Source organism: Streptomyces sp. NPDC025651 (genome assembly GCF_055558735.1).
The window spans coordinates 13,311-34,734 of sequence record NZ_JBVHLZ010000012.1; the positions used below are offsets into that span (position 1 = coordinate 13,311).

17 protein-coding genes are annotated in these 21,424 nt (G+C 73.6%); 7 read left to right on the forward strand and 10 right to left on the reverse strand.

What is annotated here, in order from left to right:
- Position 1: 1 nt before the first annotated feature.
- The 10 genes from ACZ4D5_RS34325 to ACZ4D5_RS34370 form a co-directional block, all read right to left on the reverse strand.
- Positions 2-1,168: an acyl-CoA dehydrogenase family protein gene (locus tag ACZ4D5_RS34325; protein WP_467776398.1), complete on the reverse strand. Its 1,167-nt coding sequence runs from the start codon at positions 1,166-1,168 to the stop codon at positions 2-4.
- Entirely contained in the window at positions 1,165-3,075 is a 1,911-nt protein-coding gene (locus ACZ4D5_RS34330) for an acetyl/propionyl/methylcrotonyl-CoA carboxylase subunit alpha (protein WP_467776399.1), read from the reverse strand. The genes ACZ4D5_RS34325 and ACZ4D5_RS34330 overlap by 4 nt, the downstream gene beginning before the upstream one ends.
- Positions 3,076-3,108: 33 nt before the next feature.
- The gene (locus ACZ4D5_RS34335; protein ID WP_467776400.1) at positions 3,109-4,713 is read right to left on the reverse strand and encodes an acyl-CoA carboxylase subunit beta; all 1,605 of its coding nucleotides are present in this window, start codon (positions 4,711-4,713) and stop codon (positions 3,109-3,111) included.
- Positions 4,710-6,413 carry an acyclic terpene utilization AtuA family protein gene (locus ACZ4D5_RS34340; protein ID WP_467776401.1) on the reverse strand — a complete coding sequence of 568 codons (1,704 nt, stop codon included), beginning with the start codon at positions 6,411-6,413 and terminating at the stop codon, positions 4,710-4,712. Before ACZ4D5_RS34340 ends, ACZ4D5_RS34335 begins: the two co-directional genes overlap by 4 nt.
- A gap of 133 nt (positions 6,414-6,546) precedes the next feature.
- Entirely contained in the window at positions 6,547-7,344 is a 798-nt protein-coding gene (locus ACZ4D5_RS34345; RefSeq protein ID WP_467776402.1) for a TIGR03084 family metal-binding protein, read from the reverse strand.
- A gap of 108 nt (positions 7,345-7,452) precedes the next feature.
- Positions 7,453-8,532 carry an EamA family transporter gene (locus ACZ4D5_RS34350; protein WP_467776403.1) on the reverse strand — a complete coding sequence of 360 codons (1,080 nt, stop codon included), beginning with the start codon at positions 8,530-8,532 and terminating at the stop codon, positions 7,453-7,455.
- Positions 8,533-8,700: 168 nt separating this feature from the next.
- On the reverse strand, positions 8,701-9,630 hold the full coding sequence (locus ACZ4D5_RS34355; protein WP_467776404.1) for a C40 family peptidase: 930 nt from the start codon (positions 9,628-9,630) through the stop codon (positions 8,701-8,703).
- Between the two features lie 25 nt (positions 9,631-9,655).
- Positions 9,656-10,909 carry an SPFH domain-containing protein gene (locus ACZ4D5_RS34360; protein WP_467776405.1) on the reverse strand — a complete coding sequence of 418 codons (1,254 nt, stop codon included), beginning with the start codon at positions 10,907-10,909 and terminating at the stop codon, positions 9,656-9,658.
- A gap of 217 nt (positions 10,910-11,126) precedes the next feature.
- Positions 11,127-11,396 (reverse strand): hypothetical protein, encoded by a 270-nt coding sequence (locus ACZ4D5_RS34365; RefSeq protein ID WP_467776406.1) that lies wholly within the window; start codon positions 11,394-11,396, stop codon positions 11,127-11,129.
- 126 nt (positions 11,397-11,522) lie between these two features.
- The gene (locus tag ACZ4D5_RS34370; protein ID WP_467776407.1) at positions 11,523-14,372 is read right to left on the reverse strand and encodes an FAD-binding and (Fe-S)-binding domain-containing protein; all 2,850 of its coding nucleotides are present in this window, start codon (positions 14,370-14,372) and stop codon (positions 11,523-11,525) included.
- Positions 14,373-14,529: 157 nt separating this feature from the next.
- On the opposite strand from ACZ4D5_RS34370, the gene ACZ4D5_RS34375 reads away from it, so the two are divergent.
- The 7 genes from ACZ4D5_RS34375 (at position 14,530) to serC (ending at position 21,393) form a co-directional block, all read left to right on the forward strand.
- Complete coding sequence (locus ACZ4D5_RS34375; protein WP_467776408.1) at positions 14,530-16,260, forward strand: sensor histidine kinase; 1,731 nt, start codon at positions 14,530-14,532, stop codon at positions 16,258-16,260.
- Positions 16,257-16,700: a roadblock/LC7 domain-containing protein gene (locus ACZ4D5_RS34380; protein WP_467776409.1), complete on the forward strand. Its 444-nt coding sequence runs from the start codon at positions 16,257-16,259 to the stop codon at positions 16,698-16,700. The genes ACZ4D5_RS34375 and ACZ4D5_RS34380 overlap by 4 nt, the downstream gene beginning before the upstream one ends.
- Positions 16,697-17,053, forward strand: coding sequence for a DUF742 domain-containing protein (locus tag ACZ4D5_RS34385; RefSeq protein WP_467776410.1), 357 nt, complete (start codon positions 16,697-16,699; stop codon positions 17,051-17,053). Before ACZ4D5_RS34380 ends, ACZ4D5_RS34385 begins: the two co-directional genes overlap by 4 nt.
- Complete coding sequence (locus ACZ4D5_RS34390; protein WP_467776411.1) at positions 17,034-17,669, forward strand: GTP-binding protein; 636 nt, start codon at positions 17,034-17,036, stop codon at positions 17,667-17,669. The genes ACZ4D5_RS34385 and ACZ4D5_RS34390 overlap by 20 nt, the downstream gene beginning before the upstream one ends.
- Positions 17,666-18,934: a cytochrome P450 gene (locus ACZ4D5_RS34395; RefSeq protein WP_467776412.1), complete on the forward strand. Its 1,269-nt coding sequence runs from the start codon at positions 17,666-17,668 to the stop codon at positions 18,932-18,934. Before ACZ4D5_RS34390 ends, ACZ4D5_RS34395 begins: the two co-directional genes overlap by 4 nt.
- The gene (locus tag ACZ4D5_RS34400; RefSeq protein WP_467776413.1) at positions 18,931-20,166 is read left to right on the forward strand and encodes a cytochrome P450 family protein; all 1,236 of its coding nucleotides are present in this window, start codon (positions 18,931-18,933) and stop codon (positions 20,164-20,166) included. The genes ACZ4D5_RS34395 and ACZ4D5_RS34400 overlap by 4 nt, the downstream gene beginning before the upstream one ends.
- Before the next feature lie 108 nt (positions 20,167-20,274).
- Positions 20,275-21,393, forward strand: coding sequence for a phosphoserine transaminase (gene serC, locus ACZ4D5_RS34405; RefSeq protein WP_467776414.1), 1,119 nt, complete (start codon positions 20,275-20,277; stop codon positions 21,391-21,393).
- Positions 21,394-21,424 lie beyond the last annotated feature (31 nt).

Sequence of the window (21,424 nt, forward strand, 5' to 3'; positions counted from 1 at the left end):
CTCAGTAGGACTTGGGCAGGCCCAGCGTCTGGTGCGAGACGTAGTTGAGGATCATCTCCCGGCTCACCGGGGCGATCCGCGCCACCCGTGACGCCACGATCAGCGAGGCGAGGCCGAACTCCGTGGTCAGGCCGTTGCCGCCGAGCGTGTGCACGGCCTGGTCGACGGCCTTCACGCAGGCGTCGGCGGCGGCGAGCTTGGCCATGTTGGCGGCCTCGCCCGCGCCCACGTCGTCGCCCTCGTCGTAGAGCCTGGCGGCCTTCTGCATCATCAGGCGGGCCAGTTCCAGCTCGACGTGCGACTGGGCCAGCGGGTGCGCGACGGCCTGGTGGGCACCGATCGGGGACTTCCAGACGCTGCGTTCCTTCGCGTACTCGACGGCGCGGGTCAGGGCGTACCTGCCCATGCCGATCGCGAACGCGGCCGTCATGATGCGCTCGGGGTTGAGGCCCGCGAAGAGCTGGAGCAGGCCCGCGTCCTCGTCGCCGACGAGCGCCTCGGGAGGCAGCCGCACGTCGTCGAGCACGAGCTCGAACTGCTTCTCCGCCGCCCGGAGTTCCATGGGGATCCGGCGCCGCTCGAAGCCGGGGGCGTCGCGCGGGACGATGAACAGGCACGGCTTGAGGTTGCCGGTCCGTGCGTCCGACGTGCGGCCGACGATGAGCGTGGCGTCGGCGATGTCGACGCCGGAGATGAAGACCTTGCGGCCGGTCAGCAGCCAGTCGCCGGAGTCCGGGTCGCGGCGCGCGGTGGTGGTGATGCGGTGGGAGTTGGAGCCCGCGTCCGGCTCGGTGATGCCGAAGGCCATGGTCCGCGAGCCGTCGGCGAGGCCCGGCAGCCACTGCCGCTTCTGCTCGTCGGTGCCGAAGCGGGCGATGACCGTGCCGCAGATCGCGGGCGAGACGACCATCATGAGCAGGGGGCAGCCGGCCGCACCCAACTCCTCCAGAACGATGGAGAGTTCGGCTATGCCACCACCCCCTCCTCCGTACTCCCCGGGCAGGTTCACGCCCAGGTAGCCGAGCTTCGCGGCGTCCGCCCACAGCTCGTCGGGGTGGCCGCCGCTCTCGGCGACGCGGGCGAGGTAGTCGCGGCCGTACCGCTTGCCGAGGGCCGCGACGGCGGCGCGCAGGGCCTGGTGCTCTTCGGTCTCAAGGACAGTACTCATGCGGGCTGTTCCTCCTGTACGACGGCGAGCAGCGCGCCGACCTCGACCTGACGGCCCGGTACGGCGTGCAGGGCGATGAGCGTGCCGGAGGCGGGAGCACAGACGCGGTGCTCCATCTTCATGGCCTCCAGCCAGACGAGGGGCTGCCCGGCGCTCACCTCGGAGCCCTCCACGGCCCCTTCGGCGACGCGCACGACGGTGCCGGGCATCGGGGCGAGCAGCGAGCCGGGGACGCGACGGGCTTCCGGCGCGGGGAGCAGCGGCAGCGGCACGAGGACGGTGTCCCCTTCGGACGTCCCCACGAACACGCGACCGTCGCCGTACCGGTCCACCGTGAACTTCCGTCGCACACCGTCCACTTCGAGAACCACGAGGCCGGGCGCCACGCTGACCACGCCGACGCCGTCGGCCGTCAGGCCGTCCCGCGTGTGGTGGTAGCGGACCTCGTGCTCGGTGCCGTCGGGCTCGCCGCGGTAGCGCTTGAGGTGGGGCTGGGAGCGCAGGTTGCGCCAGCCGCCGAACCGGGAGCGTCCCTGCGCGTCGGCGAGCGCGGCGGCCAGCGGGGCAATGGGGTCTCCCCTGTTCGAGCGAAGCCGAGAACTTGGGGATGGGTCGGGGGCGGTGGCCGCGAGCGCGGTGGCGTGGCGGTCGTAGAAGCCGGTGTCCATGCGGGCGCCGGTGAACTCGGGGTGGCGCAGGGAGCGTACGAGCAGGTCGCGGTTGGTGACCGGGCCGTGGACGGCGGCGCGCTCCAGGGCGCCGGCGAGCTTGCGCAGGGCCTCGGCGCGTGTGGGCGCGTGCGCGACGACCTTGGCGAGCATGGCGTCGTAGTGCACGCCGACGGTGTCGCCCGCCGCGTAGCCGCTGTCGAGGCGCACGCCGCCGGGTACGTCGACGCGGTGCAGGGTGCCGGTCTGCGGCGCCCAGTCGGCCGCCGGGTCCTCGGCGTACAGGCGGGCCTCGACGGCGTGCCCGCGGGCGGTCGGCGGCTCGCCTTCCAGAGCCCCGCCCTCGGCGATCCGGATCTGCAGGGCGACGAGGTCGAGGCCGAACACCGCCTCGGTGACGGGGTGTTCGACCTGGAGGCGGGTGTTCATCTCCAGGAAGTGCGCGCGTCCTTCGGCGACCAGGAACTCGACGGTGCCCGCGCCGCGGTAGTCGGTGACGCGGGCGGCCCGCACGGCCTGCGCGTGCAGTTCGGCGACGAGGCCGGGGGCGAGGCCGGGCGCCGGGGACTCCTCGATGACCTTCTGGTGGCGGCGCTGCAGGGTGCAGTCGCGGGTGCCGAGCGGCCACACGGTGCCGTGCGCGTCGGCCATGATCTGCACCTCGACGTGGCGCCCGCCCTCGACGAACGGCTCGACGAACACCTCGCCGTCCCCGAAGGCACTGGCGGCCTCGGCCCGCGCCGCCGCCAACTCGTCTGCCAACGCGGCCAGTTCCCGTACGACGCGCATGCCGCGTCCGCCGCCGCCCGCCGCCGCCTTCACCAGGACGGGCAGGTCGGCCTCGGTGACCTCGCCGAGCGGTGCGATGCCCATCAGCTCCTTGGCGCGCGTCTTGGACGCCATCGCCTCGATCGCCTCGGGCGGCGGGCCGATCCAGCCGAGGCCCGCGTCCAGGACGGCGCGCGCGAAGCCCGCGTTCTCGGAGAGGAAGCCGTAGCCGGGGTGGATCGCGTCGGCGCCCGCGGCCTGTGCCGCCTTCACGACGAGGTCGCCGCGCAGATAGGTCTCGGAGGGCGCGGAGCCCGGCAGCCGCACCGCCGTGTCGGCCTCGCGCACGTGCAGGGCGTCCGCGTCGGCGTCGGAGTACACGGCGACGGTGGCGATGCCGAGCTCGCGGCAGGTGCGGAAGACACGGCAGGCGATCTCGCCCCGGTTGGCCACCAACAGGGAAGTAATCACAAGGAGTTCCTCGCAGTACTCATGGGAAGGTCCTCACATCCGGAAGACGCCGAAGCCGCCGCGCGCGCCCTCGTAGGGGGCCGTGTGGATCGCGGACAGGCACAGGCCGAGGACGGTGCGGGTGTCGCGCGGGTCGATGACCCCGTCGTCGTACAGCCGCCCCGACAGGAACATCGGCAGGGACTCGGACTCGATCTGCTGCTCCACCATGGCGCGCAGCCCGGCGTCCGCCTCGTCGTCGTACGGCTGACCCTTGGCCTGCGCGGAGGCGCGCGCCACGATCGACAGGACGCCGGCGAGCTGCTGCGGGCCCATGACCGCGGACTTGGCGCTCGGCCAGGCGAAGAGGAAGCGGGGGTCGTAGGCGCGCCCGCACATGCCGTAGTGCCCGGCGCCGTAGCTCGCCCCCATGAGGACGGACAGGTGCGGCACCTTCGAGTTCGACACCGCGTTGATCATCATCGCGCCGTGCTTGATGATGCCGCCCTGTTCGTACTCCTTGCCGACCATGTAGCCGGTGGTGTTGTGCAGGAACAGGAGCGGGATGTCCCGCTGGTTCGCCAACTGGATGAACTGCGCGGCCTTCTGGGACTCCTCGCTGAAGAGCACGCCCTGGGCGTTGGCGAGGATGCCGACGGGGTAGCCGTGCAGGGCGGCCCAGCCGGTGACGAGCGAACTCCCGTACAGCGGCTTGAACTCGTCGAAGTCGGAGCCGTCGACGATGCGGGCGATCACCTCGCGCGGGTCGAAGGGCTTCTTCAGGTCGCCGGGGACGATGCCGAGCAGCTCGTCCTCGTCGTACTTGGGTGGCGCGACGGACGCCGGGTCCGGATCGGCGTACTCCTTGCGCCAGTTGAGGCGGGAGACGACGCGGCGGGCCTGGCGGAGCGCGTCGCGCTCGTCCTCGGCGAGGTAGTCGGCGAGGCCGGAGGTACGGGCGTGCATCTCGGCGCCGCCCAGCGACTCGTCGTCGCTCTCCTCGCCGGTCGCCATCTTCACCAGGGGCGGCCCGCCGAGGAAGACCTTCGCGCGCTCCTTGACCATGATCACGTGGTCGCTCATGCCGGGCACGTACGCGCCGCCCGCGGTCGAGTTCCCGAAGACCACCGCGACCGTCGGGATCCCCGCGGCCGAGGACTGCGTGAGGTGCTTGAAGAGGGCGCCGCCCGGGATGAAGATCTCCTTCTGGGACGGGAGGTCGGCGCCCCCGGACTCCACGAGGTGGATGGAGGGCAGCCGGTTGGCGTGCCCGATCTCGTGCGCGCGGAAGGCCTTCTTCAGCGTCCAGGGGTTGGAGGCGCCGCCGCGCACCGTCGGGTCGTTGGCGGTGATCAGGCACTCCACGCCCTCGACGACGCCGATGCCGGTGACCATGGAGGCGCCGACGGGGTAGTCGCTGCCCCAGGCGGCCAGCGGCGACAGCTCCAGGAAGGGCGTGTCCGGGTCGAGGAGCAGCTCGATGCGTTCACGGGCGAGCAACTTGCCGCGCTTGTGGTGCCGTTGGACATACTTCTCCCCTCCCCCTTCGAGGGCCTTGGCCTGCTCGGCGTCGAGCTCGGCGAGCTTGGTGAGCATGGCCTCGCGGTGCTCGGCGTACTCGGCGCTCTCGGGGTCGAGCGCGGAGGCGAGGACGGTCACAGCAGTACCTCCGGTATGTCCAGGTGGCGGGCGCGCAGCCACTCCCCGAGGCCCTTGGCCTGCGGGTCGAAGCGGGCCTGTGCGGCCACGCCCTCGCCGAGCAGCCCCTCGACGACGAAGTTCAGGGCGCGCAGGTTCGGCAGGTCATGGCGTACGACGTTCAACTCAGCCGTCTCCGGCAGCAGTTCACGCAGGCGCTCGACGGTCAGCTCGTGGGCGAGCCACCGCCAGGCGTCGTCGGTGCGCACCCACACGCCGATGTTCGCGTCGCCGCCCTTGTCGCCGCTGCGGGCCCCGGCGACGAGGCCGAGGGGGGCGCGGCGGGTGGGGCCCGGGGGCAGGGGCGCGGGCAGCGGCGGGGCTTCCAGGTCTTCGAGTACGCGGGTGTCGGCGCCGGAGGGGACGGGGCGCCGCTCCCCGTCCGGCAGCACGGCCACGTGCGCCACGTCGGCCCGGTCCACATAGGCGGCCTCGAAGACCCCGTACGGCGCCCCCTTGCCGGGCGGTGCCGTCACGTGGAAGCCGGGGTAACTGCCGAGGGCGAGCTCGATCGCGGCGCCGCTCAGGGCGCGGCCGACCGCGTCGGCGTCGGTGTCGCGCACGACGAGGCGGAGCAGGGCGCTGGCGGTCTCCTCGGTGGCGGCGTCCGCGCGGTCGGTGCGGGCCAAGTCCCACCGCACCTCGGCGGGGCGGGACTTGGCGCGGTCGAGGGCGTCCTCCAGCTGGGCGCGGACGAGGGCGGCCTTGGCGTCGATGTCGAGGCCGGTGAGCACGAAGACGACCTCGTTGCGGAAGCCGCCGAGGCGGTTGAGGCCCGCCTTGAGCTCCGGGGGCGGCGCCTCGCCGCGCACGCCGTCGATCCGTACGCGGTCGGGGCCCTCCTGGGTGAGGGCGACCGTGTCGAGCCGGGCGGTGACGTCGGGGCCCGCGTACCGGGCGCCCTGCGTCTCGTAGAGGAGCTGCGCGGTGACCGTGCCGATGTCGACGAGGCCGCCGGTGCCGGGGTGTTTGGTGATGACCGCGGACCCGTCCTCGTGCATCTCGGCGAGGGGGAAGCCGGGTCGACGCAGGGCGGTTGAGAAGTCCTGGCGCTCGGCAAAGAAGGCGTAGTTCCCGCCGGTCGCCTGGGTGCCGCACTCCAGGACGTGCCCGGCGACGACGGCGCCCGCGAGCCTGTCGTACGCGTCGGGGCCCCACCCGAAGTGGGCGGCGGCGGGCCCGGTGACCAGGGCGGCGTCGGTCACGCGACCGGTCACGACGACGTAGGCCCCCGCCTCCAGGCACGCGGCGATTCCGGCGCCGCCGAGGTAGGCGTTGGCGGTGAGGGCGCCGGGGAAACGCCCGCCGAGGTCGTCGCCCTCGACATGCGCGACCCGCACACCGAGCCCGAGCCGCTCCGCCAACTCCCGTACGGCGTCGGCGAGTCCGGCGGGGTTGAGCCCGCCGGCATTGGCGACGATCTTCACGCCGCGCTCCCGGGCGGTCCCGAGGCACTCCTCCAACTGCCGCAGGAAGGTCTTGGCGTACCCGCGCGCGGGGTCCTTGAGGCGGTCGCGGCCGAGGATGAGCATGGTCAGCTCGGCGAGGTAGTCGCCGGTGAGGACGTCGAGGGGGCCGCCGGTGAGCATCTCGCGCATGGCGTCGAAACGGTCGCCGTAGAAGCCGGAGGCGTTGCCGATGCGCAGGGGCGCCGCACTCATCGGACGCCTCCCTTCGGGACACGCCCACGACAGCGCCCCCGCCCCGCGGCAACCGGCTCACACACCACCGCGAAGCCGACGCCACCGAAACCAGACGCGCCACCGATCCATAAGGGCAGCGAGAGCGGCATCATCACTCGACGCCTCCCTTCGGGGCCCGCCCCGTGCCCGGCGGGCCCGCGAAGGCCTGGGCGATGTCCAGCCAGCGGTCGGCGTCGGGGCCCTCGGCGCGTACCGCCAGGTCGGACCGGTGGGCGCGGCGCGTGACGAGCAGGCAGAAGTCGAGGCCGGGCCCGGTCACGCGCTGGGCGGCGCCCTCGGGGCCGTACGCCCACACCTCCCCCGTCACGGGCGAGGTGAGCTCGACGCGGAACTCCTCGCCGGGCGCGCCCAACCCCCGCACGGCGAAGGCGAAGTCACGCGCCCGCACCCCGATCCGCGCCACGTGCCGCAGCCGGTCGGTGGGGGCCCTGGTCACGCCGAGCGCGTCCGCCACGTCCTGGCCGTGCGCCCATGTCTCCATGAGCCGCGCGGTCGCCATGGAGGGCACGGCCATCGGCGGCCCGTACCAGGGCAGGCGGGTACCGGCGGGGGCTTCGGCCAGGGCCTGCCACAGCCGCTCACGCCCGTCCCGCCAGCGGCCGAGCAGCTCGGCGTGCGGCAGCGCGGCGCCCTCCTCGGCACCCTCGTCCACGAACGTGTCGGGGGCCGCGGCCGCCTTCTCGGCCTCCGCGGCGAAGGCCTCCGGGTCGGTGGCGGCGAGCAGGGCGGCCCGGTCGGTCCAGGCGAGATGGGCGATCTGGTGGGCGATCGTCCAGCCGGGCGCGGGCGTCGCGAGGGACCACCGCTCCTGGCTCAACTCCCTCACCAGACGGTCGAGTTCCTCGCTCTCGCTGCGCAGGTCGTCGAGCACGGGCAGGGCATCGGACACGGAACGCTCCCCTCGGGGCACGGCGGTGCTGGGAGCATGGCAGCGCGCACAGAAACAAGCAAGCGTGCTTGCATTACTTTCCGCCGCCTCCGCGCCGGGCTTCGGCGCCTACCCGGCAACCGGCCCCGCACCCGACCCCGCGCCCGACCCCGCACCGGATTCGCCGCCCGCCCCCGCCCCAGCCCCCGCTCCGGCGACCGCGCGCCCCGCCTTCCCCCGCCCCACCTGCGTCCGCACCGCGCCCATGCTCGCCGCGATGACCAGGGCGATGGCCAGGGCCTCCGCCGCGGACAGGGCCTGGCTGAGGACGAGGAAGCCCGCGATGGACGCGATGGCCGGTTCCAGGCTCATCAGGATGGCGAAGGTGTGCGCCGGCAGCCGCCGCAGCGCGAGGAGTTCGAGGGTGTACGGCAGCACAGACGACATCACCGCGACGGCCGCGCCCAGCGCCACCGTGCCCGGCTGGAGCATCCTCGACCCGGCGTCGACGATCCCGAGCGGCAGGAAGAGCACCGCGGCGACCACCATCGCGAGGGCGAGCCCGTCGGCCTGCGGGAAGCGCCGCCCGGTGCGCGCGCTGAAGACGATGTACGCCGCCCACATCGCGCCGGCGCCGAGGGCGTGGGCGACGCCGACCGGGTCGAGGCCGTCGAGCCCGCCCCCGCCGCCGAGCAGGAAGACGCCGCCGAGCGCGAGGGCCGCCCAGACCACGTTCACCGCGCGGCGCGAGGCGATGACGGAGAGCGCGAGCGGGCCGAGGACTTCGAGGGTGACGGCCGGGCCCATGGGGATGCGGTCCAGGGACTGGTAGAAGAGGCCGTTCATCCCGGCCATGGCCACGCCGAAGGCGACGACCGTGCCCCAGTCGGCGCGCGAGTGCCCCCGCACCTTCGGCCGGCACACGACGCACAGCACGAGCGCGGCGAAGAAGAGCCGCAGCGCCACGATGCCCACCGGACCGACCCGCGGCATCACGGTCACCGCGACCGCGCCGCCGAACTGCACGGAGATCCCGCCCGCGAGGACGAGCCCGACGGGACCGAGGGCGCCGACGCGACCGCGGAGACCGTGCGGACCACGCGGTCCACCGACGGCCGCGGGCTGCGCCGGAGCCGCCTCGGAGGCGGTTGCGGGGGCCGCCTCCGAGGGCGCCGTCGATGTGGCCTGATCGCTGCGCGTGACGTTCACGGGACGAGCCTTCCCTGGTGCGATTCCCGACTGCCCGGAGTCCAGTTCCCTGGACTTCACCGTCCAAGGTAGTGCACCAGGTCAGGATTGTGGACCCTCTTTGCTCCTGTCCACATTCCCGAGAACCCGCAGATCACGAACCACTGCCCGGCGGAATCCCGCGGCGCGCTACCTCACCCGGCCGTACATGTTCGGGTTGTACCAGCTGAAGGACGAGATCCGGACACTCTTCCCGGGCCGCGGGGCCTCCAAGTACTGGCCGCCGCCCAGGTAGATCGCCACGTGGTGGATGCCGGACGAGCTGCCGTTGCCGCTCCAGAACACCAGGTCCCCCCGGCGCAGCCGGCCGCGCGAGATGGGCTGCGTGGCGCGGTACTGCGCGTCGGCGACGCGCGGCAGGCCGATGCCCGCCTGCCGGTAGGCCGCCATCACCAGGCCCGAGCAGTCCCAGCCGTGCGGTCCGTTGCCGCCCCACACATAGGGGTCGCCGAGGTGCGCCATCGCGTACTGAATGGCGGCCTCGGTGCCGTGCCTGCTGGGCGTACCCGTACCGGAACCCGGACCGGAGCCCCGGCTCCCGCCCGCGCCGCCCGTGCCCCGCGACGCGGTGGACGACGAGCCCGCGGAGCGGCCCGTATACCGCTCGTACTTGTCCTTGTGGCTGGTCCAGTACCAGTGCCCCGCCTTCCGGTACCAGTACACGCGGTCAGTGGCGTCCCAGCCCCCGCGGCCGCGGAAGACGGGCTCACCGGACGAGGCCCGGCGTCCGGTGGCGGCCGCGGCCTTCCCCGGTGAGGTCGCGGCCCCCTTCCCGGAGCGCGCCACGTACTTGTCGTAGTGCGACGTCCACCGCCACCAGCCGGTCGCGTCCTTGTACCAGTACTTGGAGCCGTCCCAGCCCGCGCGGCTCGGCGCGGGCTCGGCCGACGCGGTCCCGGCCGCCGTGCCCACCAGCACGGCGGCGCCGACGGCCGCGACCACGGCCCCGCGCACGGTGCCGCACCCGCGCCGCTCCCCGCCGGCCGCGGCCGGCGCCGCCGCGCAGTGCCCGCAGGCGCAGTCGGCGGGTATCTCTTCGGTGAATCGGGGTGTCTGCACGTGAGGGCCTCTCGTTCGGTGCGGCTCAGTGGGTGTCGACGGCGTTCCCCCGCGCCGTGTAGAAAGCCACCGTCAAGTCCTTGACCAGGGCCTTCCGTTCGTAGTCGTCGAGTGTGACGAGCCCCCGTTCGGTGAGCCTGCGGACGGTGTCGTCCACGGCGTCGAGCACCGACGTCAGCACGCTGTCCCGGTGCTTGGCGTCGATGGCGGCGATCTGGCGGCGCTGCATCGCGGCCGCCACCTCCGGCGCGTACTCCACGCGCGTGGGCCTGGCCGAGAAGACCTCGATGCCGACGGCCCTGCACTCCGCGGCGAGCGTCCTGGAGAGCGCGTCGCCCACCGCCTCGGCGTCCCGCAGGGTCGGCGCGTCGTCGGCGGGTTCGCGGAAGGAGTCGGCGGGCAGCCGGGAGACCACACGCGCGGTCACCGCCTCCACCTGCTCCCTCAGGTACGCGGTGTGGTCGTCGACCGTGAACAGCGCGCGCGCCGCGTCCTTGACCTGCCACACCACCAGGACGACCACCCGCAGCTCGACGCCCTGCGCGTCGACGACGGACATCGGTTCGCTGCGCCAGTGCCGCAGCCGCACGTCCACGCGCCTGCGCAGCATCAGCGGGCTGATCCACACGAGGCCGGTGCGCCGTACGCTGCCCCGGTACCGCCCGAACAGCGACAGGGTCCACGCGCTGCCGACCCGCCCGCGGGTGAGCCCGCCGAGCGCGAAGAGGGCGACGACCCCGCAGCCGCCGACGGCCGCCCACCGCCAGGCGTCGAGCCCGTGGTCCGGCCGCTCGGGCAGGTGCAGGAACTCCGTGATCCGCCCGGGCAGCAGGCCGCCGGACCAGACGAGGCAGGCGGCGCCCGCGAGGGAGAGCAGCGCCACGAGCAGGGCCCACCAGCCGGAGCAGGCGGGTCCGGACCGTTCGACGAGGTCGCGGTCGGGGCGGGGCGGGGAGAGCGGCTGCCGTCGCCCTTCGGGGGTCGGCGCCTCTTCCTCCCCGGCGAACCGCGGCTTCTTGGTCCGCTGCGCCGCGGTGGGCGACGCCGACTTCCTGGGCGTCGACGACTCCGAGGGCGCCGACGGCTTCGAGAGTGCCGACGGCTTCGAGGGCTTCGGCAGCTCTGCCGTGTCGCCGCGGAAGAGCAGGTCCATCGGTATGGAGTCGTGGCGGTTGCGCACGACCAGTGCGCGGGGGCCGGTGCCGTCCCCCGACGCGGCCGGTTCCGCGGGCCCTTCAGGGCCCTTCCGATCCTCGGGTTCCTTCGGCTCTTCCGGCACGGGCACAACCAGACTTCTCACGGGCGTACGTCAACTGACGCCTCGACAGATGATCATGAACCATCCCGATCCTGCCTGAACCGGACAACGGGACCTACCCGCAAAGGTCCTTTCCGGTCGGGACTTTCGTCCCGATTCGACCGACGGAACGGGCCGTCGGCACCCCGGGGCCGGGGGTGCCGACGGCCCGAAACCGTCTGTGCCGCGAATCCGCCGACTAGCGGCCGACCTTCGCACCCTGCAGGGCGTTGGTCTTGCTGGCGAGGTCGTTCTTCGTGGCCAGCTTGTCCGCGGCCTTCGCGACCGCGTCGGCGATCACCTTGATGTTGATGTCCTTGAGCGGGTTCTTGACCTCGTTCTTGGACACGGTGTTCGAGTCCACAAGCTGGTTGTCCTCGCTCGGCGACGGAGCGGCGAGGGCGGGCGAGGCAGCCCCGAGCGCCAGCGCGACTCCGACGACACCCGCAGCAGCCTTGGCCATCTTCATGCTTGGTCAGTCCTTCCGACAGCGTGCTCCGCAGGGTGCGACGGTCACGCCCCGGAGTGCCGCTCCGGCACTCGCATCACGCTGTCGACATCCGCAACGGCCCAGCTCGGCAGAGGTGTTGGGGCTTCACCTCTTCGGCCCAGGAAGCTCCTCCGCAAGGACCTCTGCCAGGTGCCTTCCGCGCACCCCCGCCAACTGCCCCAGCTGGGTCCGGCAGGAGAACCCGTCGGCGAGGACGACCGCACCCTCCGCGGCGTCCCGCACCGCGGGCAGCAACTGCTCCTCGGCGCAGGCCGCCGACACGTCGTAGTGGCCCCGCTCGAAGCCGAAGTTCCCCGCGAGTCCGCAGCAGCCGCCGCTCAACTCGCCGCCGAGCCCGGCCCGCTCGCGCAGCCGGCGCTCCGCGGCGTCGCCGAGGACCGCGTGCTGGTGGCAGTGGGTCTGGCCGACCGCGGGGCGGTCGACGCGAGGCGGCTGCCACCGCGGGGCCAGTTCCTCCAGGGCCTGGGCGAAGGTGCGGACGGCCGCGGCGAGGCGGTGGGCGCGCGGGTCGTCGCCGAGCAGCTCGACCAGGTCGGTCCTGAGCGCGGCGGCGCAGCTCGGCTCCAGGACGACGACCGGCACCCCGGCGTCCAGGAGCGGGCCGAGCCGGTCCAGGGTGGCGCGCAGGACGGCACGGGCCCGGTCGAGCTGGCCCGTGGAGACGTACGTCAGACCGCAGCACACGCCGCGCGGCGGCAGCCCGACGGTGAGCCCCGCGTCCTCCAGGACCCGAACCGCGGCCCGCCCCACCGACGGCGAGAGGTGGTCGGTGAAGGTGTCGGGCCACAGCGCGACGTCGGGGCGGGCGCCGGTCCGCGGCCTGCTCCGCCACCACTGCCGCAGCGTCCGCGGCGCCACTTCGGGCACCGCGCGCTCCGGCGCGATCCCGCCGAGCCGCTTGCCGAGCGCCGCCAACGGACCCACCCGGGCCAGGGTGTTGACGATCCGGGCCGTGCGGGTCGCCGCGACGGCCCGCAGCCAGCGCGGCAGCCACCCCATCGTGTAGTGGGCGGCGGGCCTGCGGCGTCCCTCGTAGTGGTGGTGGAGGAACTCCGCCTTGTACGTGGCCATGTCGACGCCGACCGGGCAGTCCGAGCGGCAGCCCTTGCAGGAGAGGCAGAGGTCGAGGGCGTCCTTGACCTCCGTCGAGCGCCAGCCGTCGGTCACCACCTCGCCCGCGAGCATCTCGTGCAGGAGGCGGGCGCGGCCGCGCGTGGAGTGCTCCTCCTCGCCCGTGACGCGGTAGGAGGGACACATCACGCCGGTGGGGGAAGTCGACGACGACGTACGGCACTTGGCGACGCCGACGCACCGCCTGACCGCCGCCGAGAAGTCGCCGCCGTCGTGCGGATAGCCGAAGGCGACGTCGACCGGCTCGCGCGGCAGCGGGTCGAAGCGCAGGTCGGCGTCGAGGGGCGCGGGGCGCACCAGCATGCCCGGGTTGAGCAGGCCCGCCGGGTCCCACACGTCCTTCACGCGCTCGAAGAGGCGGACGAGTTCGGACCCGTACATCCTCGGCAGGAGCTCCGCGCGGGCCTGCCCGTCGCCGTGCTCGCCCGAGAGCGACCCGCCGTGGGCGACGACGAGTCCGGCGAGGTCCTCGGAGAACCTGCGGAATCCCGCGACACCTTCACGGCTGAGGAGGTCGAAGTCGATGCGTACGTGGATGCAGCCGTCCCCGAAGTGTCCGTACGGAGTGCCGCGCAGGCCGTGTTCGCCGAGCAGCTTCCTGAAGTCCCGCAGGTAGTCGCCGAGTCGGGTGGGTGGTACCGCGCAGTCCTCCCAGCCGGGCCAGGCCTCTCCCCCAAGTCCTCGCCTTCGCTCGGACAGGGAGGTACCCCCCTCGTCCGGCATCCGCGTGGCCGTGCCGCTCGCGTCCTCGCGCACGCGCCACAGCGCCCGCTGCCCCGCCGGGTCGTCGACGACCACCGCGTCCGTCACGTCGGCCGCCCGCACGATCGACTCGGCCCGCGCGCGGGCCTCGGCCGGGCTCGTGCCGCCGGTCTCCACGAAGAGCCAGGCGCCGCCCCTGGGCAGCCCCGCGGTGTCGCCCACCAGGTCGGCGGCCATGCCCTCGACCGTCAGCGGGCCGTGCGGGAGCAGGCCCGCGGCGGCCTGGGCCGCGGCGCTCTCGTCCGCGTACCCGAGGACGGCGAGCGCCCGTGCGCGGGGCGCCTCCACGAGCCGTACGGTCGCTTCGGTGAGGACGCCGAGCGTGCCCTCCGAGCCGCAGAAGGCGCGGGCCAGGTCGACGCCGCGCTCCGGGAGCAGCGCGTCCAGGGCGTAGCCGGAGATGCGGCGCGGCAGGTCGGGGTAGCCGGTGCGCAGGAGCGCCAAGTGGCCGTCCACCAGCGGGCGCAGCCCTTCGGGGGCGCCGTCCCAGCCCCGGCCGAGGCGGAGGGCCTCCCCCTGACCGCCGACGACCGACAGCTGACGGACGTTGTCCGCCGTCGTGCCCCAGGCCACCGAGTGCGAGCCGCACGAGTTGTTGCCGATCATGCCGCCGAGCGTGCAGCGGCTGTGGGTGGAGGGGTCGGGGCCGAAGGTGAGGCCGTGCGGGGCCGCGGCGGCGCGCAGGTCGTCGAGGACGACGCCCGGCTGGACCACCGCCGTGCGCTCCTCGGGGTCCAGGGAGACGATGCGGCGCATGTGCCGGGTGAAGTCGAGGACGACGCCGACTCCCGTGGCCTGCCCGGCGATCGAGGTGCCCGCGCCGCGCGCCACGACGGGCACCCCCCGCTCCCGGCAGACCGCGAGCGCCGCCGTCACGTCGTCGGCGTCGCGCGGGGCGAGCACCACGTCGGGGACGCGGCGGTAGTTGGAGGCGTCCATCGTGTGCAGGGCCCGCGCGGTGACGGAGGGATCCACCGCACCGCGCACGGCCGCGCGGAGGTCGCGTACGAGGCCGCCGGAGTCGCCGTCGAGATCGCTCATGCCGTCCAGGATGCCTCCGCGCAGGCCCCTCCTGACCACCCCGCCCCACCCGTATTTTCACGATCCGGACGGAATGATTCCCACCTTGGTCGACAACTCTCCTATAGTGACCACGCATTGAGCAGAGAGTGTCGCTTCCGATCGAGGACCCCGATTGATGACCGCGCAAACCCCCCTAGCGCGCACCGGGACGAGTGGGGCCTCCCCTGCTCGAGCGGAGTCGAGGGCTTGGGAGAAACCGCCGCCGCGCCCGACCGCGCTCGTCCTGCTGGCCTGCGCCCTGGTCACCGCGGCGCTCACCGGAGCAGCCGTGGCCCTCGCGCCCCCCTCCGTGCGCGACCCGCTGGCGTGGGGGTGCGGGGCCGCGTCCCTCGCGCTCAGCGCCGCCGTCACGCTGGCCTTCCACACGCTGCGCGCCAACTCCCTGTTGCGCGAGCAGGTGACGGACCTACGGCAGGACGCCGACCGGATCGCGCGCGAGCAGGCCGCCCGCGCCGAGGAGTTCACCCGCGAACGGACCGCCCTGACCGAGTACTTCGCCCGTGAGCGGACCGAACTGACCGTGCGGGCCCGCACCGCCGAGTCCGAGCGCGCCGCCGCCCTCGCCGCGTGTGCCAACGCGGCGGGCCGCATGCAGGCCCTGGCCACCGGCATGCTCGCCGACCTGCGCGAGATGGAGGGCAGGCACGCGGACGAGGACGTCCTGACCGACCTCCTCCACCTGGACCACAGGACCGCGCAGGCGGGCCGCATCGCCGACTCCGTGGCGGTGCTCACCGGCGCCCGCTCGGGCCGCCGCTGGGCACGGCCCATCGTCATGGAGTCGATCCTGCGCGGCGCCATGGGCCGCATCGGCGGCTACCAGCGCGTGCGCGTCCACTCGGCCAGCGAGGTCGCCGTCGCGGGCCACGCCGCCGAGGGCGTCATGCACGCCCTGGCCGAACTCCTCGACAACGCGGCGAACTTCTCGCCGCCCACCTCCGAAGTGCACGTCTACATCGAGGAGGTCGCGGCCGGCGTCATCATCTCCGTCGAGGACAGCGGCCTGGTGATGGGCCCCGTCCAGCAGCGCCGCGCCGAGCACGCCGTGTCCGGTGAGACCAAGGGCCTCGGCGGCCTCTCCGGCACCCGGCTCGGCCTCGCGGTGGTCGGCAGACTGGCCCGCAAGCACGGCCTGACGGTGTCGTTCCGCCCCTCGGCACGGGGCGGCACGGGGGTGCTCCTGCTGATACCGCAGGAGCTGATCTCCCGCCCCTCGGAGACGGCTCCGCCCCGGGCACAGACCTCGCCGAAGCCTCAGGCACAGGCCCTGACGCAACCCCAGGCACAGCCCCTTCCGCAGCCCCGGACCACGGCCCCTGCCGCGCTCCCCGGCCCGGCCGGTCTCACGCCCTCCACCGGCACCCCGGACTCCTCCACGGAGTCCCCTGCCCCGCCCCGCCCCGCGGCCTCCACCGGGGACACGGGCACCTCCCGGCCCGCCCCGAGTACCCCGAGTACGGGCACCGCCCCGGCCACCCCCGGGACCGCCGCCCCCGAGGCCGGGACCCCCGTCCCCGAGGCCCCTCTCGACCGCGTCGACCGCGACCCCGTGCCCACGCACGAGTCCCCGGCCGACACCCCCGAAGCCGCCGGTCGCGCCGCCGCCGAGGCCGCGCCCCTGCCCAAGCGCCCCCGCGGCCGCACCCTCGCCGCCGCCGAGCGGGCCCGGGGCAACAGCGACACCGGCGAGACCCGGATCCGCCCCCGTGCCGCCGCCGACACCGCGGCCCGCTTCAGCAGCTTCCGCCAGGCCGTCCGCGCCACTCCCCCGGACCCCTCCGGTCCCTCCGAAGAGCCGGACGCCCCCGCAACTCCCCCGCACCCGGAAGGCGACACCCCCCGATGACCACCGGCACCACCCCCGGCAGCACCACCGACGCCAAGCTCACCTGGCTCCTCGAAGGGCTCCTGGAGCGCACCCCCGGCGCCCGCCACGCCCTCGTGCTCTCCCGGGACGGCCTCAAGCTCTGCCGCACCCCCGAGCTCTCCGTCGACCAGGCCGACCAGCTCGCCGCCATCGCCGCCGGCATCCAGTCCCTGTCGCACGGCGCCTCCGCCGAGTTCGGCGACGGCAGCGGCGGGGTCCGCTCGGCGATGGCCGAGTTCTACGGCGGCATCCTCTTCATCGTCGAGGCGGGCGAGGGCGCGCACCTCGCGGTCATCGCCGCCGAGGACGCCGACGCGGGCCTCGTCGGGCACACCATGAGCGAGCTGGTCGAACAGCTCGGCGAGCACCTGCGCGCCGCGCCCCGCGCGGACGGCGCCCGCACGCTGCCCGCCTCATGAGCCGCCCCGGCCGGGACGACTCCCCCGACCGGCTGTACACCCTCACCGGAGGACGCAGCCGGTCCGCGCCCGACACCCCGTTCGACCTGGTGACCCTCGTCGTCGCCGAGTCGGGACCCGTCCCCGGCATGCAGTCGGAGCACGCCGCGATCCTGCGCCTGTGCCGGCTGCCGACCGCCGTGGTGGAGGTCGCCGCCGAGCTCGGCCTGCCGGTGAGCATCACGCGCATCCTGCTCTCCGACCTGCTCGACGCGGGCCGGATCAGCGCACGGCACCCGCGCGCGGCGGCCGACCACAGTCTTCCCGACCCCGACATCCTGGAGCAGGTGCTCGTTGGACTCCGCAATCTCTGAACTGAGCGGCACAAGAAGCGAGTTGACCGCCAGCGCCGACAACGGACTGAAGATCGTCGTGGTCGGCGGCTTCGGCGTCGGCAAGACCACCCTGGTCCGCTCCGTCAGCGAGATCCGTCCCCTCAACACCGAGGAGACGATGACGCAGGCCGGAGCGGGCATCGACGAGACCGGCGGCCTCGAAGGGCTGCACGGCAAGACCTCCACGACCGTCGCCTTCGACTTCGGCCGCATCTCGCTCGACGCGCGCAACATCCTCTACCTCTTCGGCGCCCCCGGCCAGGAGCGCTTCTGGTTCCTGTGGGACCGCCTCTTCGCCGGCACGCTCGGCGCGGTCGTCCTCGTCGACACCCGCCGCCTGGAGGACTCCTGGTACGCGATCGACCGCCTGGAGCACCACGGCACGCCGTTCGTCGTGGCCCGCAACGACTTCGGCGGCCCCGCGCACACCCCGGGGCAACTGCGCGAGGCGCTCGACCTCGACCCCGGGGTGCCGCTCCTCGACTGCGACGCGCGCTCCCGCGAGTCCAGCAAGAACGTACTGATCACGCTCGTGGAACACCTCAAGTCGCTGTACGCCGACCGGCGACACGCCCCACAGGAGACCGCCAAGTGACCTGCCCCGCAACCGGCGCCGGCGCCGCCGCGCCCGGTCCCGTCCCGCTGTCCGGGCCTCGGTTCGCCACCGAACCCACCCGGCTGTACCGGGAGATGCGGCGCGACCACGGCCCGGTCGCGCCCGTCCTCCTCGACGGCGACATCCCCGCCTGGCTGGTGCTCGGCTACCGCGAGCTGCACCAGGTGACCGGCGACCCCGTCCTGTTCAGCCGCGACTCCGAGCTGTGGAACCAGTGGCCGAACATCCCCGCCGACTGGCCGCTGCTCCCGATGATCGGCCACAAGCAGCCGTCGATCCTCTACACCGTCGGCGAGCGGCACGTCGAGCGCGCCGCGATGATCGCCCACGCCCTGGAGGCCGTCGACCCCTTCGAACTCAAGGCGCACGCCGAGCAGTTCGCGGACGAGCTGATCGACCGGTTCTGCGGCAAGGGCACCACCGAGATCGTCGCCGAGTACGCGATGCTCCTGCCGGTGCGCGTCCTGGCCCGCATCTACGGCTTCCCCGACGAGCAGGGACCGGGCCTCGTCACCGCCATGAACGACATGATCGACGGGCGTGAGCGGGCGCTCGCGGGCCAGCAGCACCTCGCCTCCTCGATGTTCGCGCTGATCGCCGACAAGCACGAGAAGCCGGGCCAGGACGTCGCCTCGTACATGATCGAGACGCAACTCCCCGGCGGCGCGGGCTTCACCGACGAGGAGATCGCCCAGGACCTGATGGTCATGATGGCCGCGGGCCACCAGCCGACCGCCGACTGGATCGGCAACTCGCTGCGCCTGATGCTCACCGACGACCGCTTCGCCGCCTCCCTCTTCGGCGGCCGGCACAGCGTCGCCGAGGCCATGAACGAGGTCCTGTGGGAGGACACCCCCACCCAGAACGTCGCGGGCCGCTGGGCCTCGCGCGACACCCAGCTGGGCGGGCGCCGCATCACCTCCGGCGACCTGCTCCTGCTCGGCCTCGGCGCCGCCAACGCCGACCCGCAGGTCCGCACCGACGGCTCCGCCATGACCGGCGGCAACAGCGCCCACTTCTCCTTCGGCCACGGCGAGCACCGCTGCCCCTTCCCCGCCCAGGAGGTCGCCGAGGTCATCGCGCGGACCGGCATCGAGGTGCTCCTGGACCGCCTGCCCGACCTCGACCTCGCGGTGCCCGCCGCGTCCCTGACCCGCCGCCCCTCGCCCTGGCTGCGCGGCCTGACCGACCTGCCGGTGACGTTCACCCCGACCCCGACCTCAGCGCTAGGAGACCCCAGATGAACGGCAGTTGCGCCCGCATCGCCCTGGACCCGTTCGTCACCGACCTGGACGGCGAGAGCGCCCGGCTGCGCGCGGCGGGCCCGCTCGCCGCGGCGGAGCTGCCCGGCGGCGTCCCCGTGTGGGCGGTCACGCACCACGCCGAGGCCCGCCAACTCCTCACCGACAGGCGCCTGGTGAAGGACATCGAGGTCTGGGGTGCCTGGCGGCGCGGCGAGATCCCCGCCGACTGGCCGCTGATCGGCCTCGCCAACCCCGGCCGCTCGATGCTGACCGTCGACGGCGAGGAGCACCGCAGGCTGCGCACGCTGGTCGCGCAGGCGCTCACCCCGCGCCGCGTGGAGCGCATGCGGGAGCGGGTCGCGGAGCTGACGACGACCCTGCTCGACAGGCTCCCCGCCGACTCCGACGTGGTGGACCTGAAGGCCGAGTTCGCCTACCCGCTGCCCATGCACGTCATCAGCGACCTGATGGGCATCGACGAGGCCGACCACCCCCGCCTGAAGTTCCTCTTCGACAAGTTCTTCTCCACCCAGACGCCGGCCGACGAGGTCGTGGCGACCCTCGGCGAGCTCGCCGAGATGATGGGCAAGGTCGTCGCGGCGCGCCGCGCGGAGCCGGGCGACGACCTGACCAGCGCGCTGATCCAGGCCTCCGAGAACGGCGACCACCTCACCGACGCGGAGATCCTCTCCACGCTCCAGCTGATGGTCGCGGCAGGACACGAGACGACGATCTCCCTGATCGTCAACGCCGTCGTGAACCTCTCCGCCCACCCCGACCAGCTCGCGCTCGTCCGCTCCGGGAAGGTCGGCTGGGACGCGGTGGTCGAGGAGACCCTGCGCCACTCGACCCCGAGCACGCACGTCCTGATCCGCTTCGCCACGGAGGACGTCCCGGTCGGCGACAAGGTGATCCCCAAGGGGGACGCGCTGATCGTCGCGTACGGCGCGATAGGCCGCGACGAGAAGGCCCACGGCCCCACGGCGGGCGACTTCGACATCACCCGCACGTCCCCCACCCGCCACATCTCCTTCGGCCACGGCCCGCACGTGTGCCCCGGAGCGGCCCTCTCCCGCCTGGAGGCGGGGGTGGCGCTGCCTGCGCTGTACGAGCGCTTCCCCGACCTGACGTTGGCGGTCCCGCGATCACAGCTCCGCAACAAGCCGGTGGTGACGCAGAACGATCTTTATGAACTGCCGGTGCGGCTGAGGAACAGCCCCTCCGGCGTCTGAGGAGCGGGGTCCGGGGCGGAGCCCCGAGTCGTCCACGCCAGGTGGCAGGGAGATCTCAGCCGCCGGACACCCGAAAGACGGCGCGCCCTGAGCCGCTAGGCTCCCCCCGTGGCTGAGATCCAGATTCCCGCTGACATCAAGCCCGCCGACGGACGTTTCGGCGCGGGCCCCTCCAAGGTGCGGACGGAGGCGCTGGACGCCCTGGCCGCCACCGGTACCTCTCTGCTCGGCACGTCCCACCGCCAGGCCCCGGTCAAGAACCTGGTCGGCCGGGTGCGCGAGGGCGTGCAGAACCTCTTCTCCCTCCCCGAGGGCTACGAGGTGATCCTCGGCAACGGCGGATCCACCGCCTTCTGGGACGTGGCGACGCACGGCCTGATCGAGGGCAAGTCGCAGCACCTCAGCTTCGGCGAGTTCTCCTCGAAGTTCGCGAAGGCCGCCAAGCTCGCCCCGTGGCTGGCCGAGCCGACCGTGATCACGAGTGACCCCGGCACGCACCCCGACCCGAAGGCGGAGGCGGGCGTCGACGTCTACGCCCTCACGCACAACGAGACCTCCACCGGCGTCGCGGCCCCGGTCAAGCGCGTCGCGGGCGCCGACGAGGGCTCCCTCGTCCTGGTGGACGCCACGTCGGGCGCGGGCGGCCTCCCGGTCGACGTCGCCGAGTCGGACGTCTACTACTTCGCCCCGCAGAAGTCCTTCGCCGCGGACGGCGGCCTGTGGATCGGCCTGTTCTCCCCGGCCGCGATCGAGCGCGCCGAGCGGATCCACGCGTCCGGCCGCCATGTCCCGGAGTTCTTCTCGCTGCCCACGGCGATCGACAACTCCCGCAAGAACCAGACGTACAACACCCCGGCGCTCGCCACGCTCTTCCTGCTCGCCGAGCAGCTGGACTGGATGAACGGCCAGGGCGGCCTGGAGTTCACCACCGGCCGCACCGCCGCCTCGTCCCGCACGCTGTACGGCTGGGCCGAGGAGTCGAAGTACGCGACGCCGTTCGTCACGGACCCGGCCAAGCGCTCGCAGGTCATCGGCACGATCGACTTCGCGGACGAGATCGACGCCGCGGCGGTCGCGAAGGCGCTGCGCGCCAACGGCATCGTGGACACCGAGCCGTACCGCAAGCTGGGCCGCAACCAGCTGCGGATCGCGATGTTCCCGGCGATCGACCCGGCGGATGTCGAGGCGCTCACCAAGTGCATCGACTACGTGATCGAAAAGCTGTAGGGCTCCCTGAGACCGGTCCACGTCTGCGGGT

Coding starts and splice junctions, on each gene's coding strand:
- ACZ4D5_RS34325 (WP_467776398.1), bottom strand. CDS start 1,168: ATGAGTACTGTCCTTGAGACCGAAGAGCACCAGGCCCTGCGCGCCGCC.
- ACZ4D5_RS34340 (WP_467776401.1), bottom strand. CDS start 6,413: ATGAGTGCGGCGCCCCTGCGCATCGGCAACGCCTCCGGCTTCTACGGC.
- ACZ4D5_RS34365 (WP_467776406.1), bottom strand. CDS start 11,396: ATGAAGATGGCCAAGGCTGCTGCGGGTGTCGTCGGAGTCGCGCTGGCG.
- ACZ4D5_RS34370 (WP_467776407.1), bottom strand. CDS start 14,372: ATGAGCGATCTCGACGGCGACTCCGGCGGCCTCGTACGCGACCTCCGC.
- ACZ4D5_RS34375 (WP_467776408.1), top strand. CDS start 14,530: ATGACCGCGCAAACCCCCCTAGCGCGCACCGGGACGAGTGGGGCCTCC.
- ACZ4D5_RS34380 (WP_467776409.1), top strand. CDS start 16,257: ATGACCACCGGCACCACCCCCGGCAGCACCACCGACGCCAAGCTCACC.
- ACZ4D5_RS34385 (WP_467776410.1), top strand. CDS start 16,697: ATGAGCCGCCCCGGCCGGGACGACTCCCCCGACCGGCTGTACACCCTC.
- ACZ4D5_RS34400 (WP_467776413.1), top strand. CDS start 18,931: ATGAACGGCAGTTGCGCCCGCATCGCCCTGGACCCGTTCGTCACCGAC.